Origin of the sequence: Deinococcus koreensis, assembly GCF_002901445.1 — a bacterium.
GTDB classification, from domain to species: domain Bacteria; phylum Deinococcota; class Deinococci; order Deinococcales; family Deinococcaceae; genus Deinococcus; species Deinococcus koreensis.
Genome location: NZ_PPPD01000001.1, coordinates 132,505 through 145,425, shown reverse-complemented (window position 1 = coordinate 145,425; position 12,921 = coordinate 132,505). Strand labels below are relative to the sequence as shown.

At 69.5% G+C, this 12,921-nt stretch carries 12 protein-coding genes; 4 read left to right on the top strand and 8 right to left on the bottom strand.

Annotated features, from left to right (window positions below; all coding sequences use genetic code 11):
* Window positions 1–186 precede the first annotated feature (186 nt).
* Window positions 187–1,395, top strand: a complete 1,209-nt coding sequence (locus CVO96_RS00675) for a S1C family serine protease (protein ID WP_103309210.1) — start codon at window positions 187–189, stop codon at window positions 1,393–1,395.
* A 188-nt stretch (window positions 1,396–1,583) separates the two neighbouring features.
* Complete coding sequence (locus tag CVO96_RS00670; protein ID WP_103309207.1) at window positions 1,584–2,246, top strand: phosphate signaling complex PhoU family protein; 663 nt, start codon at window positions 1,584–1,586, stop codon at window positions 2,244–2,246.
* Here the strand turns inward: CVO96_RS00670 and CVO96_RS00665 are convergent, their stop codons facing one another.
* From CVO96_RS00665 to CVO96_RS00650, 5 genes are read right to left on the bottom strand one after another with little or no spacing between them, the layout of a single operon-like run.
* Window positions 2,247–3,374 carry an LLM class flavin-dependent oxidoreductase gene (locus CVO96_RS00665; protein ID WP_103309205.1) on the bottom strand — a complete coding sequence of 376 codons (1,128 nt, stop codon included), beginning with the start codon at window positions 3,372–3,374 and terminating at the stop codon, window positions 2,247–2,249.
* A 4-nt stretch (window positions 3,375–3,378) separates the two neighbouring features.
* Window positions 3,379–3,735: a hypothetical protein gene (locus CVO96_RS20670; RefSeq protein WP_133161715.1), complete on the bottom strand. Its 357-nt coding sequence runs from the start codon at window positions 3,733–3,735 to the stop codon at window positions 3,379–3,381.
* Window positions 3,732–4,586 carry a carbohydrate ABC transporter permease gene (locus CVO96_RS00660; RefSeq protein ID WP_103309202.1) on the bottom strand — a complete coding sequence of 285 codons (855 nt, stop codon included), beginning with the start codon at window positions 4,584–4,586 and terminating at the stop codon, window positions 3,732–3,734. Before CVO96_RS00660 ends, CVO96_RS20670 begins: the two co-directional genes overlap by 4 nt.
* The gene (locus tag CVO96_RS00655; RefSeq protein ID WP_103309200.1) at window positions 4,583–5,494 is read right to left on the bottom strand and encodes a carbohydrate ABC transporter permease; all 912 of its coding nucleotides are present in this window, start codon (window positions 5,492–5,494) and stop codon (window positions 4,583–4,585) included. Before CVO96_RS00655 ends, CVO96_RS00660 begins: the two co-directional genes overlap by 4 nt.
* A gap of 34 nt (window positions 5,495–5,528) precedes the next feature.
* On the bottom strand, window positions 5,529–6,779 hold the full coding sequence (locus tag CVO96_RS00650; protein ID WP_243398099.1) for an ABC transporter substrate-binding protein: 1,251 nt from the start codon (window positions 6,777–6,779) through the stop codon (window positions 5,529–5,531).
* Between the two features lie 151 nt (window positions 6,780–6,930).
* Here CVO96_RS00650 and CVO96_RS00645 point away from each other — a divergent pair, with 151 nt between their 5' ends.
* Window positions 6,931–8,721, top strand: a complete 1,791-nt coding sequence (locus CVO96_RS00645; protein ID WP_103309197.1) for a M3 family oligoendopeptidase — start codon at window positions 6,931–6,933, stop codon at window positions 8,719–8,721.
* A 72-nt stretch (window positions 8,722–8,793) separates the two neighbouring features.
* Here CVO96_RS00645 and CVO96_RS00640 read toward each other — a convergent pair whose 3' ends face one another.
* Together CVO96_RS00640 and CVO96_RS00635 are read right to left on the bottom strand one after the other, a co-directional pair.
* Window positions 8,794–10,404 carry a S49 family peptidase gene (locus CVO96_RS00640; RefSeq protein WP_103309194.1) on the bottom strand — a complete coding sequence of 537 codons (1,611 nt, stop codon included), beginning with the start codon at window positions 10,402–10,404 and terminating at the stop codon, window positions 8,794–8,796.
* Window positions 10,405–10,776: 372 nt separating this feature from the next.
* The gene (locus tag CVO96_RS00635) at window positions 10,777–11,418 is read right to left on the bottom strand and encodes a c-type cytochrome (RefSeq protein ID WP_103309192.1); all 642 of its coding nucleotides are present in this window, start codon (window positions 11,416–11,418) and stop codon (window positions 10,777–10,779) included.
* A 108-nt stretch (window positions 11,419–11,526) separates the two neighbouring features.
* On the opposite strand from CVO96_RS00635, the gene CVO96_RS00630 reads away from it, so the two are divergent.
* Window positions 11,527–12,273, top strand: coding sequence for a helical backbone metal receptor (locus tag CVO96_RS00630; protein WP_103309190.1), 747 nt, complete (start codon window positions 11,527–11,529; stop codon window positions 12,271–12,273).
* A 55-nt stretch (window positions 12,274–12,328) separates the two neighbouring features.
* On the opposite strand, the gene CVO96_RS00625 is transcribed toward CVO96_RS00630, so the two are convergent.
* Complete coding sequence (locus tag CVO96_RS00625; RefSeq protein WP_103309188.1) at window positions 12,329–12,919, bottom strand: TetR family transcriptional regulator C-terminal domain-containing protein; 591 nt, start codon at window positions 12,917–12,919, stop codon at window positions 12,329–12,331.
* Window positions 12,920–12,921 lie beyond the last annotated feature (2 nt).

Genomic DNA, 12,921 nt, shown 5'->3' with positions numbered 1-12,921 from the left:
CCACATCCTGACAGGTGTGCTGGCGCGTCATGCGGGGTGGCAGGCGCGGCGCGGCCGACGGCGAACCACGGGGCCTGATCCAGGCCACCGCCCTCATAGAGGCTCCTTTTAGGCTTTGATTACACTGGAATCTGGCACCCAGAGTGAGGCGGAGCCCTGCCCTTTAGATGAGCGCAGGAGGCCCCCATGTTCCAGACCACGTTGCAGCGTGTCCGACCCTTCACCCTGTGGCTGAGCCTGCTGCTGTCCAGCGCCCTGGCCCAGAATGCCCCCCCAGCCCCAGCGTCCCCGGCACCTCAGGCGACGCCGGCGCCCACGCTCCCGGCAGCGGAGCGCGCCGCAGCCGACATCATCGAGGGCGCGCTGGCGGGGGTCATCTTCATCGAGGCGTCGACGGCCTCCGGGTCGGCCGAGCCGGTGTTCTCCAACCCCCTCTTCCAGGATCCCCGCGGGGGCGAGGATCAGTCCAGTGGCAGCGGCTTTTTCGTCGATGCCCAGGGCTACGCGCTGACGAACTATCACGTGGTGGAGGGGGCCAGCCGACTGAGCGTGAGGCTGCGTGGCGACGAGCAGGCCTATCCCGCCCGACTGGTCGGCAGCGCGCCCGACTACGATCTCGCGCTGATCCAGGTGCAGAACCTGAGCGCGGCGCGCATCCGGCCCCTGCCACTGGGCTCGTCGGCCGGGCTGCGGGTCGGCCAGACCACCATCGCCCTGGGCGCGCCCTTCGGTCTGCAGTTCAGCGCGTCCACCGGCATCGTGTCGGCAGTCGAGCGGAGCATCCCTACCGGCCTGCGGCAGATCGCCCAGCGCGCCATCCAGACCGACGCGGCCATCAATCCGGGCAACTCGGGGGGGCCACTGCTCAACTCGGCCGGGCAGGTCATCGGGATCAGCACCCAGATCCTGTCTCCCTCGGGAGCGGCCACGGGCGTGGGCCAGAGCGCCGGGGTGGGCTTTGCCGTGCCGGTGGACGTAGCCCGCCGTCTGCTGCCCGAACTGCGGGCGGGCCGCACCGTGGTCGGGCCGGTGCTGGGGGTGGTGCTCGCCCCCTTCGAACTGGACGTGCTCTCCCAGCAGGCCCGCACCCAGTACACGTTACCCCGCGAGGGCGCGCTGATCTCCAGCGTCAGCCCGGATGGCCCCGCCCGGCGCGCCGGGCTGCGCGGCGGCACCACCCGCATCGACACGCCCATCGGCCCGGTCTTCCTGGGGGGCGACGTGGTGACGGCGCTCGACGGGCAGACGATCCGCACCTCGGCCGACCTGCGCGAGACCCTGTTCCGCCGCGCCGCGGGCGAGACCGTGCGGCTGACGGTCAGCCGCGCCGGTCAGACCCTGACGATTCCTGTCACCCTGGCGGCCGGTACTCCACCCGGATCCACGGGCCGCTAGGCGCTGCATGGAGATGCCCGGCTCAGACAGCCCAGACAGTAAAGAGGCCGGCGTCCCGTGGCAGGCGGTCGGGAGAGGAGAAATCGTTTCGTCGCCTGATCGGTCTGCCCTGCGCTCTTCAGCCTCTATGAACCGAGGCCTGCCCATTTCTTGACCCCCTCATCACACCCCCGCGCGATACTGCGCTCATGACCCCCAGCACCACAAGCGCAGGTCAGGCCAGCACGGCGCTGGTCACGGCCCGCTTTCTGCGGATGCTCAGTATCGTGCTGGAGCAGCTCGAAGCCGTGCGCGACGCCGACGGCCGCGCCGAGTTCGCCGGCCTGACCGCCCGCGCGGGCGTGCTGGAGTGCGAGACCGACGCCCTGGAACGCGAGCTGGAGGACGCCTGCCTGCAGGCCTTCGCCACCGGCCTGTCCGACGAGGAACTGGCTTTCCACCTGATGGTCTTCCGCTCTTTGACCAACCTGGAGCGGGTGGGCGACTACGCTTTCAACGTGGCCCGCGCCCTGGAGACCTTCGCGCCCCGCGTAAGATCGGCCACCCTGCAGGACGCCGTGCCCATCGTGCGGCTCCTCTCGCAGATGATCGAGCGGCTGTCTTTCGCCTTCGCCGAGCGCGACGTGCAGGCGGCCCGCGAGGTCATGCGGCTGGACTTCGAGCAGGTCGACGCGCTCTACGAGCAGATGCAGCGCGCCTCCCTGACCCGCCTGCTGGAGCGCCCCGAGGACACCGAGGTCGCCCTGACCGCCGGACGCATGGCCCGTGATCTGGAGCGGCTGGGCGACCATCTGGTCAACGTGGCCGAGCGGCTGGAGGTGCTGGTGCTGCGGCCCGGCGGCGCGCGCTGATCAGGCGACCGGCGCCACGCGGTCCGTGTGGATGGCCCGCTCCTCGGCCCGGCTGCCCTTCAGGAGCGGCATGACCAGTTCACCGAAACGCCGAGCTTCCTCCAGGTGTGGGTAGCCGCTGAAGATGAACGAAGAGAAGCCCATCTCCTCGTAGCGGCGGATCTTGGCGGCCACCTGCCCCGGATCACCGATCAGGGCCACGCCCACGCCGCTGCGGGCCATGCCGACCCCCGCCCAGAGGCCCGGCTCCACCATCAGCCCCTCGCCCAGGCCCTTCATCATCTCGATCTGGCGCTGCTGCCCCACGCCGTCCACATGCGCGTGGCTCGCGACGAACGCCGCCCGCACCGCCGGATCGACCCGGCTGATCAGGCGTTCGGCGGCCCGCTGCGCCTCGGCTTCGGTCTCGCGCACGATCACGTGGGTTCGCAGGCCGTAGCGCAGCGGGCGCCCGGTCTGGGCCTCCAGCGCCCGCATCTGGTTCAGCCGTTCCTGCAGCATGTCCTCGCGCTCGCCCCACATCAGGTACACGTCGGCCAGGTCGGCGGCGATGCCCTGCGCGACCGGCGAGGCCCCGCCGAAATACAGCGGGATGGGCTGCGCGGGCGCCGGGTCGAGCACGGCGTTCTCGAAGGCGTACAGGTCAGACCTGTGCGACTGCGGCGGCGGCTGAGTCCAGAGCTGGCGCAGGATGGTCATGAACTCGCGGGTGCGCTCGTAGCGCCGCGCGTGATCCTCGAAGTCGCCGTACATGGCGTTCTCGGCCGGACTGGAGCCGGTCACGATGTTCAGCCGCACCCGCCCCGGAAAGAGGTTCTGCAGCGTGGCGAGCATCTTGGCGTACATGGCCGGGTGGAACATGCCGGGCCGCACCGCGATCAGCAGCGCCGGATCGGTCGGCGCCGTGCGGGCCAGCGCCGCCACCGCCGCCGTGTAGTTCTCGTGCTCAGAGTGGTAGTTGGTGGCGGTCAGCAGGGCCTCGAAACCCGCCTCGCCCGCCGTGGAGATCAGCGACTGCAGGTAGGGGAGGGTGGGCCTGCGCGGCGGCTTCGTGGCCGTGCCGATGAACTCGCCGTCACGCGAGAGTTGCAGAAACCACAGGAATTCGGACTGGGAGGATTGGGTCATCTGGTCACCGGAGCCTGTAAACATCATAGGAGTAGTCTTCGATTAGTAATTTGTATAGCGTGACTATCCCTGTAGGATTCTTGACACCCAGGCGCTTCTGATCGGCAGTGGTCAGAATCTTCGTGAACACCGCAGCCTCTGGTCTGTAAGCGTATGTGTAGTGATATGACCTGAACTCACACACCATTCCGTTATCCAGTTCGACTGTCTTGTCAAAATCACTGCCTTCGAAATCACCAACCACGTGCGATCTGGTAAACAGCTTATATCCGACTGGGCTGGGGGCTTGGGATTGCGACTCCGCCATCGAAGAAGTGAGCAGTAGACCGATCAAAAGAATAGAATGGTTGGCAAATTTCACGCCTTCACCCCCCCCGCCGTCAGCCCGGCCACGAAGCGCTTCTGGAAGATGGCGATGAGCAGGACGATGGGCACGGTGGCGATCACCACGGCGGCGGCGATCAGGGGCCAGGGGAAGGCGAATTCGCCCTGATAGAGCGTGACCCCCACCGAGACGGTTCGCATGGTCAGCTTGGTGTTGAAGCTCAGGGCCAGCAGGAACTCGTTCCAGGAATTGACGAAGACCAGCAGCGCGGCCGTGACCATCCCCGGCGCGGAGAGGGGCAGCACCACGCGCAGCATGGCGCCTACCCGGTCGGTGCCGTCCACCATCGCGGCGGCCTCCAGATCACGGGGAATGGCGCTGAAGAAGGCCACCAGGGTCAGGATCGCCACGGGCAGGCTCAGGGCGGCGTAGGGGAGGATCAGCGCGGGGTAGGTATTGAGCAGGTTCGCGCCCCGGAACAGCCGGAACAGCGGCACGAGCAGGCTCACGACCGGGAACATGGAGAAGGCGACCACGGTGGTGAGCAGCACGCCCCGCCCGCGCACGTGCAGCCGCGCCAGGGCGTAGGCGGCGGGAACCGCCACGACGATGCACAGCGCCGTGGCGAGCAGGCTCACGACCAGCGAGTTGGTGAAGAACTGGGCGAAGGGCTGCTCGGAGAACACCCGCGCGTAGTTGCCCAGGTTCAACCCTGAAGGCAGGTACTGTACGGGAAACTTCTGCAGCTCCCCCTCGTTCTTCAGGCTGGTCAGCACCATCCAGACGAAGGGAAAGAAGCCGCCGACCACCAGCGCGGTCAGCGCCAGGGCGCGCCCCACCCGCTCGGCCGGGTTGAGACGGGGTTTAGGTTGATCGGCTTCACTCATGTCGTGCCCTCGTCGCGCACGAAGCGCACGTACACGGCCGTGACCGCGAGGCTGAGGGCGAACAGCGCCACGCTCAGCGCCGCGCCGTAGCCGAAGTCCAGAAACTCGATGGAGGTGCGGTAGATGTAGACCCCCAAAGTTTCCAGCAGGCCCTGGGCCGGCGCCTGCTGGATGAAGGTGTAGGGGATGTCGAAGACCTGCACGGCACTGATCGCGCGGAAGATGAAGGCCACGGCCAGCGAGGGCGCCAGCAGCGGCAGCAGCACCCGGAAGAAGCCCTGCACGCGGGTGGCGCCGTCCACCTCGGCCGCCTCGGTCAGTTCACGTGGAATGCCCTGCAGGCCGCCCAGCACGATCAGCGCCACGAAGGAACTGGTCTTCCAGACGATGGTGATCACCATCGCCACGACCGCCAGCCCCGGCGTGCTCAGCCAGCGCAGGGGTTCCTGGATCAGACCGGCGCGCACCAGCAGGTCGTTGAAGACGCCGTACTGGCCGTTGAACAGCCAGGCGAAGATCAGGCCCGAGATGACCGGCGGCATGGCCCAGGGCAGCAGCAGCGCCACCCGCGCCAGCCCCCGGATGCGGCTGGGCGTGTGCGCGGCCAGGGCCATCGGGATGCCGACCAGAAAGGAGCCGCCCACCGTGAGCACCCCGAAGAACAGGGTGTTGCGGAGCGCCTGGAGAAAGCGCGGGTCGCCTGCCATCTGCGCGTATTGCTGGAACCCCACGAACCCCCTCAGCCACGGCTCGGTCAGCTTGTTGAGGAACAGCGAGTCGCGCAGGGTGGTCAGCATCGGGAACAGCAGCACGCCGCAGAGCAGCGCGGCAGCCGGGAGCATCAGCCAGAAGGCCAGCCGGGCTTCAGAGGTTTCCCGCCGCTGCGGACGGGTCGAGCGGTTGATCATCGGTTCACGTCGAGTCCGGGGAAGACAGCCCTGCTCACTTCAGCAGGGGCGCCAGGTCACGCTGCATGTCGGCCAGGGCCGCGTCCACGGTCTTCGAGCCGGCCACCGCCGCCGAGACGTTGTTGCGGATGATCTCGCTGACGCGCGGGTAGCTGGGGGTCACGGGGCGCGGGCGGGCCTTGGTGACGATGGGGAAGAGGGCCTTGAAGTGGGGGTTGGCGGCCAGCACCCCGGCATCGTTGTACAGGCTCTTGCGCACCGGCAGGTAGGCGCCCCTCACCGCCATTTCCTTCTGTACCGGGCTGCTCGCCATGTACTGCAGCAGCTTCACGGCCGCCGCCTTGTTCTTGCCATAGGCGTTCAGGCCCCACTGCCAGCCGCCGGTGCAGGTGGCCGTCGGGTTCTTGCCGAACGACGGCAGGGCCGCCACCCCGACCTCGCCCTTGACCTTGGTCGGCTGCGGCGAGTTGCCCTGGAAGTGGGCCCAGGCGTAGCTCCAGTTCAGGCCGAACAGGACGTTGCCGCTCTGGAACTGCTGGCGCGAGTCGTCGGTCTTGATCTCGGCGGAGGCCGCGGGCGACAGCTTGGTCTTCACCGAGTTCACCAGGAAGCCCAGGCCCTGCTTCGCCGCCGGGCTGGTCACGTCGTTCACGGTGCCGCCGCCCGTCCAGAGCATTTCCAGGAAGTTGCAGACGGTGCCCTCGATGGGCGCGCCCTGGAAGTTGAAGCCCTGCAGGGTGCCGCCCTCGGCCTGCTGGATTTTCGTCGCCGTGGCGGTCAGTTCATCCCAGGTTCTGGGCACCTTCGCCTTGTATTTCTCCAGCAGATCCTTGCGGTAATACAGGAACTGCGAGTCGGTGAAGGCCGGCATGGCGTACAGCTTGCCGCCCACGCTGGCCGCAGCCACCGGCCCCGGCAGGAACGCCTTCAGGTAGGTGTCCTTGCTGGGCAGGTAGCCGTCGAGCGGTTCGGCCCAGCCGGCGGCGGCGAAGGTGGCCGTCCGCACCACGTCGATCAGGAAGATGTCCAGGGTGGAGTCCTTCGCGGCCAGCACGGTCGTCAGGTACTGGTTCTGGGCCTCGCTGGTGGCCCCGCCGGTCTCGATCCTGATCCGGATGTTGGGGTTCTGCGCCTGGAAGCGCTCGAAGATGGGCTGGAAGATCTCCGGGCGCTGCTGGCTGCCCATGAAGATGTTCAGCGTGGTGGTCGCGGCGGAGGCGCTGCCCAGGAGGGCCAGGGTCAGGGCAGTCAGGACGGGCTTGATTCGCACGGGTTTCATCGACATAGAACCTCCAGAACGGTCTCGAAAGTTTACCTGTTTTATCAACCAGTGCCAGGAGGTGCCAGCATCCTGAACCCGGCACGCTCGGAAAACCTGTTGATGTCCACAGGATGACATGTCACACGCCGGGCCGCCCGCCGCTAGACTCCAGTCCATGACCACCACCGACCTCCCCCGCTGGCGCACGGACGACCTGTACGCCGGTCTGGACGATCCGGCCCTGGAGCCCGGACTGGCCGCCCTTGGCAGCGATATCGCCGCGCTGGAACAGCAGTTCGACGCCCTGGCGATCCGCAAGGACGGCGCCCCGGTCTCGGCCGATCTGCTCGCCACGGTGCTGGACGCGCTGAACGCGGTGGCCGAGCGGGTGGGGGTGCTGCGCGCCTATCTGCTGGCCTTCGTCGCCACCGACAGCCGCGACGCCCGCGCCCAGGGCCTGATGTCCACCCTGACCACCCTGACCCTGCCGCTGGGGCCGCTGCGCTCACGCCTGACCGCCTGGATCGGCGGGCTGGACGATCAGACGCTGGACAGCCTGATGTCAGATTCGGAGACGGGGCGCACCTATGCCGAGCTGCTGCGCCGCTCCGCGCGGCTGGCCCGCCACCAGATGAGCCCGCCCGAGGAAGACCTGGCCGCCCGCCTGCGCCCCAGTGGCGCCGGGGGCTGGGCCAAGCTGCACGGCAACGTGTCCAGCGTCCTGAAGGGCGAGTTCCGGGGCGAGGCCCTGCCCGTGACCGCCCTGCGTGCCCTGGCCAGCGACCCCGACGAGGCGGTACGCAGGGGCGCCTTCGAGGCCGAGATCGCCGCCTGGCAGAGCGCCGAGGTGGTCATGGCCGCCAGCCTGAACGGCGTGAAGGGCGAGGAGGGCACGCTGGCGGCCCGCCGAGGCTTCGCCGACCCGGTGGGGCCGAGCCTGCTCACGCACGGGATCGACCACGAGACCCTGGACGCCATGCAGGGCGCCGTGGTGCGCTCCCTGCCGGACTTCCGCCGCTACTTTCAGGCCAAGGCCCGGGCGCTGGGCAAGGCGAAGCTGGACTGGTGGGATCTGCTGGCCCCGGTCGGCCAGAGTGTGACCCACTGGAGCTACGGCGCGGGCACCCGCTTCGTCGAGGAGGGTTTCCGCACCTATAGCGCCGAGCTGGGCGACTTCGCCGCGCGCGCTTTCCGGGACGACTGGATCGACGCCGGCCCCCGCGAGGGCAAGCGCAGCGGGGCGTTCTGTATGCGCTGGCAGGGCGGCCGCAGCCGCGTCCTGATGAACCACGATCCCAGCCTGGACTCGGTGAGTACGCTGGCCCACGAACTCGGGCACGCCTACCACAACCATCAGCTGGCCGGCGTACCCCCGCTGCTGCGCGAAACGCCCATGACCCTGGCCGAGACGGCCAGCATCTTCTGCGAGACCATCATCCAGAATGCCGCCCTAGAGAAGGCCAGCGGCCAGGAGCGCCTCTACGTGCTGGAAACCCAGCTGCTGGGCCACGCCCAGGTCGTGCTGGACATCCACAGCCGCTTCCTGTTCGAGCGGGCCGTGTACGAGAAGCGCGCCGAGCGCGACCTGAACCCGCAGGAGTTCGCCGGGCTGATGACCTGGGCGCAGCGCGAGACCTACGGCGACGCGCTGGAGACCCTGCACCCGTACATGTGGGCGGTGAAGGGGCACTACTACGGCCTGCCGTTCTACAACTACCCGTACACCTTCGGCCTGCTGTTCGGGCTGGGCCTGTACGCCCAGTACCTGCAGGCCAGGGAGGCCGGCACGGTGGCCGACTTCCAGCGCCGCTACGACGACCTCCTGGCCTCCACCGGGAAAGAGGACGCCCGGCGGCTCGCCGCCCGCTTCGGGATCGACCTGCACTCGCCGGACTTCTGGGAAGGCAGCCTGGACGTGATCCGTGGGCAGATCGCGGCGTACGAGGGTGAAAGTCAGAGGGTCTAACGGTCGAACGGTCTAGCAGGGGAGGGCGGAGCATTTTGACCTATTAGACCGTTCAACGCGTTTCTCTCCGCGCTACCGCACCTTCACGTCCTGATCGAACCACGTCAGCACGCGCTCGCGGCCGAAGGGCCACACGCCCACCTGGGCGGCGCGGGCGGCCTCCTGCACGAACTCCGGCAGCGGGCCACTGTTCTTCGGGGTGACATTCCAGGCGGGGGCGTCGTGGGGGAGCCCGGCCAGTTCGCGGGCGCGCTCAAGGCCAGTGCGGAGGTCGCCCAACTCGTCTACCAGACCGCGCTCCAGGGCGTCGGCGCCGCTCCAGATTCGGCCGCGGCCCAGTTCGTCCACGCGCTCCTTGCTGAGCTTCCGGCCCTCGGCGACCCGGCTGGTGAAGCGGTCGTAGACCTCCGCGATGCCCTTCTCGACGTGTGCCCTCTCATGATCGGAATACCGGCGGCTGGCCGAGTACATCAGGGCGGAGTCGCGGCCCACCCGCTCGGGGTTCAGGCCCTGGCGCTCGTTGAAGCCCGTCATGACCGGCTTGCCGCTCACCACGCCGATCGAGCCGGTGAGGGTGTAGGGGCTGGCGACGATGCGTTTGGCATGGGTCGCCACGTAGTAGCCGCCCGAGGCCGCGTATTCACCCATCACGACCACCACCGGCTTCTCGCTGTTCGCCACCTCGCGCCACATCAGATCCGAGGCCAGCGCGCTGCCGCCCCCGCTGTTCACGTAGAGCACGATGGCCTTCGTGGATTTATCCTGCTGGGCGCGCTTCAGGGCCGCGACCACGGTGTCCGAGCCGGCCATCGGGCCGCCCAGCAGGGGCAGGGGCAAGGGGTTGTTCTTGCTCTTCCCGGTCACGATGGTCCCGACCACGGGCACCACCGCCACGCGCCCCGCCCTGGGGTTGCTGGGCCTCACCGGCATCAGCCAGTCCACGATCGCCTGGATCGGCCGGGTGCCCGGCCCCACCAGTTCGTCCTCGTAGGCGACCCGGGTGATCAGGCCGGCGTCGTGCGCCCCCTGGGCACTGGTTAGCTCGCCCGAGAGCCAGCCGGCGGCGGTGCTGGCGTCCACGCCGCGCGCCTGGGCCAGATCGGCCACCCAGGCCGCTTCCAGAGCGCTCAGGTAGGCCTGCAGCTGCTCACGGTTGGCGTCGTCCATGTGCTCCTGCGAGAAGCGGGTCAGGGCGGCCTTGTACTCGCGGATCCGCAGGTTCTCGAACTCGATGCCGTGCTTGTTCAGGAACTTGCCCATGAACGTGGCCTCGACCCCGAAGCCGCCCAGCATCACGTCGGCCGATTCCGGCGCGGCGATCTCCTTGGCTCCGCTCGCGGCGATCAGGCTGGTCATGGTCAGCTGCGGCAGGAAGGCGACCACGCGCTTCTCCTGCGCCAGATGGGCCAGCAGCCCCCGGATGGCGTGGGCGGTGGCCGGCGCCGCCGTGAACTCACTGATCCGCACCAGAACGCCGTGCAGCCAGTCGGCGCCGCGCAGCTTCTCGATCCGGGCGCTCAGGGCCTCCAGCGTCTCGGTGCGGTTCAGCAGAGCCTGGACAGGGTTGCCGGGCTGGCGCTCGGGGTAGGGGCCGGTCACGTCCAGCACCACCCAGGTCGGGCGGGTCAGGCCGTCCGGAAGCTTGCCATCGGTGTTCAGAAAGGGAAGGTTGAAGAGTGGCATACACCGCAGGGTACGCGCCGGGCCACCGCCGGGTTCCCTCCGAGGCTCCCGTTCAGGCCCCCCGCCGTGGGGGACTCAGGGCGCGGCCCCTTCACCCATCCTTCACGCTCGGGGAGACGGGCGGTCGGACACAGGCATTCGTCTCCCTGAGGGCGTGGCCCAGTGTTCCTCTCCATCGAAGGCGCCGTCACGCGGCAGCTCTATTGGGACACTCCGGCGCACCCCATCCCGCTCTCGTCCAGGGGCATGGACGGCCCCTGCCCAAACCGACGCTGGCAGTGGAAGCCGTCCCCGCCACCGAATTCCAGGGTGCAGGGACAGCAAGCCGGCGGCCCGCTCCACTGGGAACAGGCCGCCGGCTGACCGGAACCCTCAGTTCAGGGACTTGATGTAGGCGTGGATGTTCGTGACATCCGAATCGCTGAGCTGGGCCGGCGAGAAGCGCGGCATCACGGCGTTCAGCTCGCGCTCGGGCGTCTTGCCCTGGCGCAGGGTGGTCAGGAACTGGGCGTTCGTCCAGGCCTTCGGGCCGTCGGCCGTGGTCAGCGCCGGGCCCACGCCGCCGCCCGCCTGGGCGCCGTGGCAGCCCGCGCAGTTGCCCGCGAACAGCGTCTGTCCGGCCTGGGCGTCGCCGGCCGGCTCGGCGGCGGCGGCCGTCTCGACCGGCTGCTGACCCGTCTCGCCGCCCGTGGCCTTGCCGCCCCCCGGCTCGGTGGTGGAGTTCTCCGCGTTGCCGGTTCCGCCCATGGCGCCGCTGGCCCCGGCGACCGCGCCGTTCTCGCCGCCCTGCGTGCCGCCCTCGTTCTGAGCCACGACGTCCCCCTGGGCGGTCGAGGGGCCGGCCGAGCCGGTGGCGGCGCTGTTGGGGCTGGGCGCCGACTCGCTGATCGCGCCCTGCTCCGCGGTCGGGGCCTTTTCCTCGTGCGGAGTCGTGGCCAGCCGGTACCCGGCGATGGAGCCGCCCAGGGTCAGGGCCAGAAGCAGCGTCATGCTGACGGCGAAGGTGTTCTTCATGGGCCAGAGCCTAGCATAGGCATGGAGGGGCAATTGACCGCTCAGGACGCATCAGACGCTCCCGGAGGCTGTGCCTGAACGCTTTCGTGAACCGCTAGACTTCCGGGCATGAGCCCTCCCCGGATCGCCTCGCTGGTGGCCAGCAATTCCGACATCCTAGCCGCACTGGGAGTGAGCGGCTGGGTGGTGGCCGCCGATCACCACAGCGACGCGCCGGGCCTGGAGGGCGCGCGCCGCGTGGGGCTGGATCTGGACATCGACGTGGCGGCCGTGGCCGCGACCCGCCCGGATCTGGTGCTCGCCAGCCTGAGCGTGCCCGGCCAGGAGCGCGTCGTCCAGGGCGTGCGGGACGCCGGCCTGCCGGTGCTGGTGCTCGATCCGGTGAGCCTGCAGGACACGCTGCAGGACATCCGCACCATCGGCGGGGCCATCGGGCTGGCCGGGCGGGCGCGGGAGCTGGCAGCGACGCTGGAGGCCAGGCTGCGCGCGCTGCGCGGCGAGTATTCCCGGCCGCCCCGGGTGCTGGTCGAGTGGTGGCCCCGCCCGATCATCGCGGCCACCCGTGACTCCTGGGTGGGTGGCCTGCTGGAGGTGCTGGGCGCCGAGAACGCGCTGGCGGGGCGGCCCGGCCGCAGCACCCCCCTGAGCCTGGACGAGGTTCGGGCCGCCCGGCCGGATCTGATCGTGTGTTCGTGGTGCGGCGCGAAGCGGCTGCGCCCGGAACTCATCGAGGCGCGCGGCCTGGGGGTGCCCGTGGTGGCCGTCCACGAAAGCGGTCTGGGTCGCCCCGGCCCCCGCCTGCTGGAGGGCGCCGGGCAGCTGAGGGCAGCATTGCAGGGCCTGAAACTGGACTGAGCCCCCGAAACGGAATCGAGCGGGTGTGGCCGTCAGGCCGCCGCTTGCCTCTTCCTCAGCCCCACCGCTCGCCCAGCAGGGCCCGGAGCCCGGCCAGGCAGTCGGCGCGGTAGGCCTGCAGATCGGGCTCCGGGTCGGCCAGGAAGCGCACGCTCAGGCCCTCGACCAGCGCGCGCAGTTGCCGGGCCCGCGCCTCGGCCCCTTCCGGCCCCGCCAGCCGCGCGAGTTCCAGATCCAGGGCCAGGGTCTCGGCCAGGAAATCACGCTGCACCGCCATCAGCGCCGGGTCACGGGTGGCGGCGGCCAGGAAGTCGAGCGAGACCGTGTAGAAACGCCGGGTGTTCTCGACCCCGTAGAACTGGTTGTCCACGTAGGCCCGCAGCTTGGCGTCGGGGGTGGCCGCCTGCCGCAGGGCGCGCCGGGTCGCCACCGTGATCGTGCGCGTGAAGCGGCGCATGACGGCCGAGAGCAGCCCCGCGCGGCTGCCGAAATGGTAGACCAGCGTGCCCCGGCTGACCCCGGCCTGCGCGGCGATATCGGCCAGCGTGACCCCGGCGTAGCCCTGCTGGTAGATCGCCAGATAGGCCGCCTTTTCCAGCGCCGTGCGCCGCGCACGGTCGAGGATCGGGTTGACGGTTCGGGCCATCT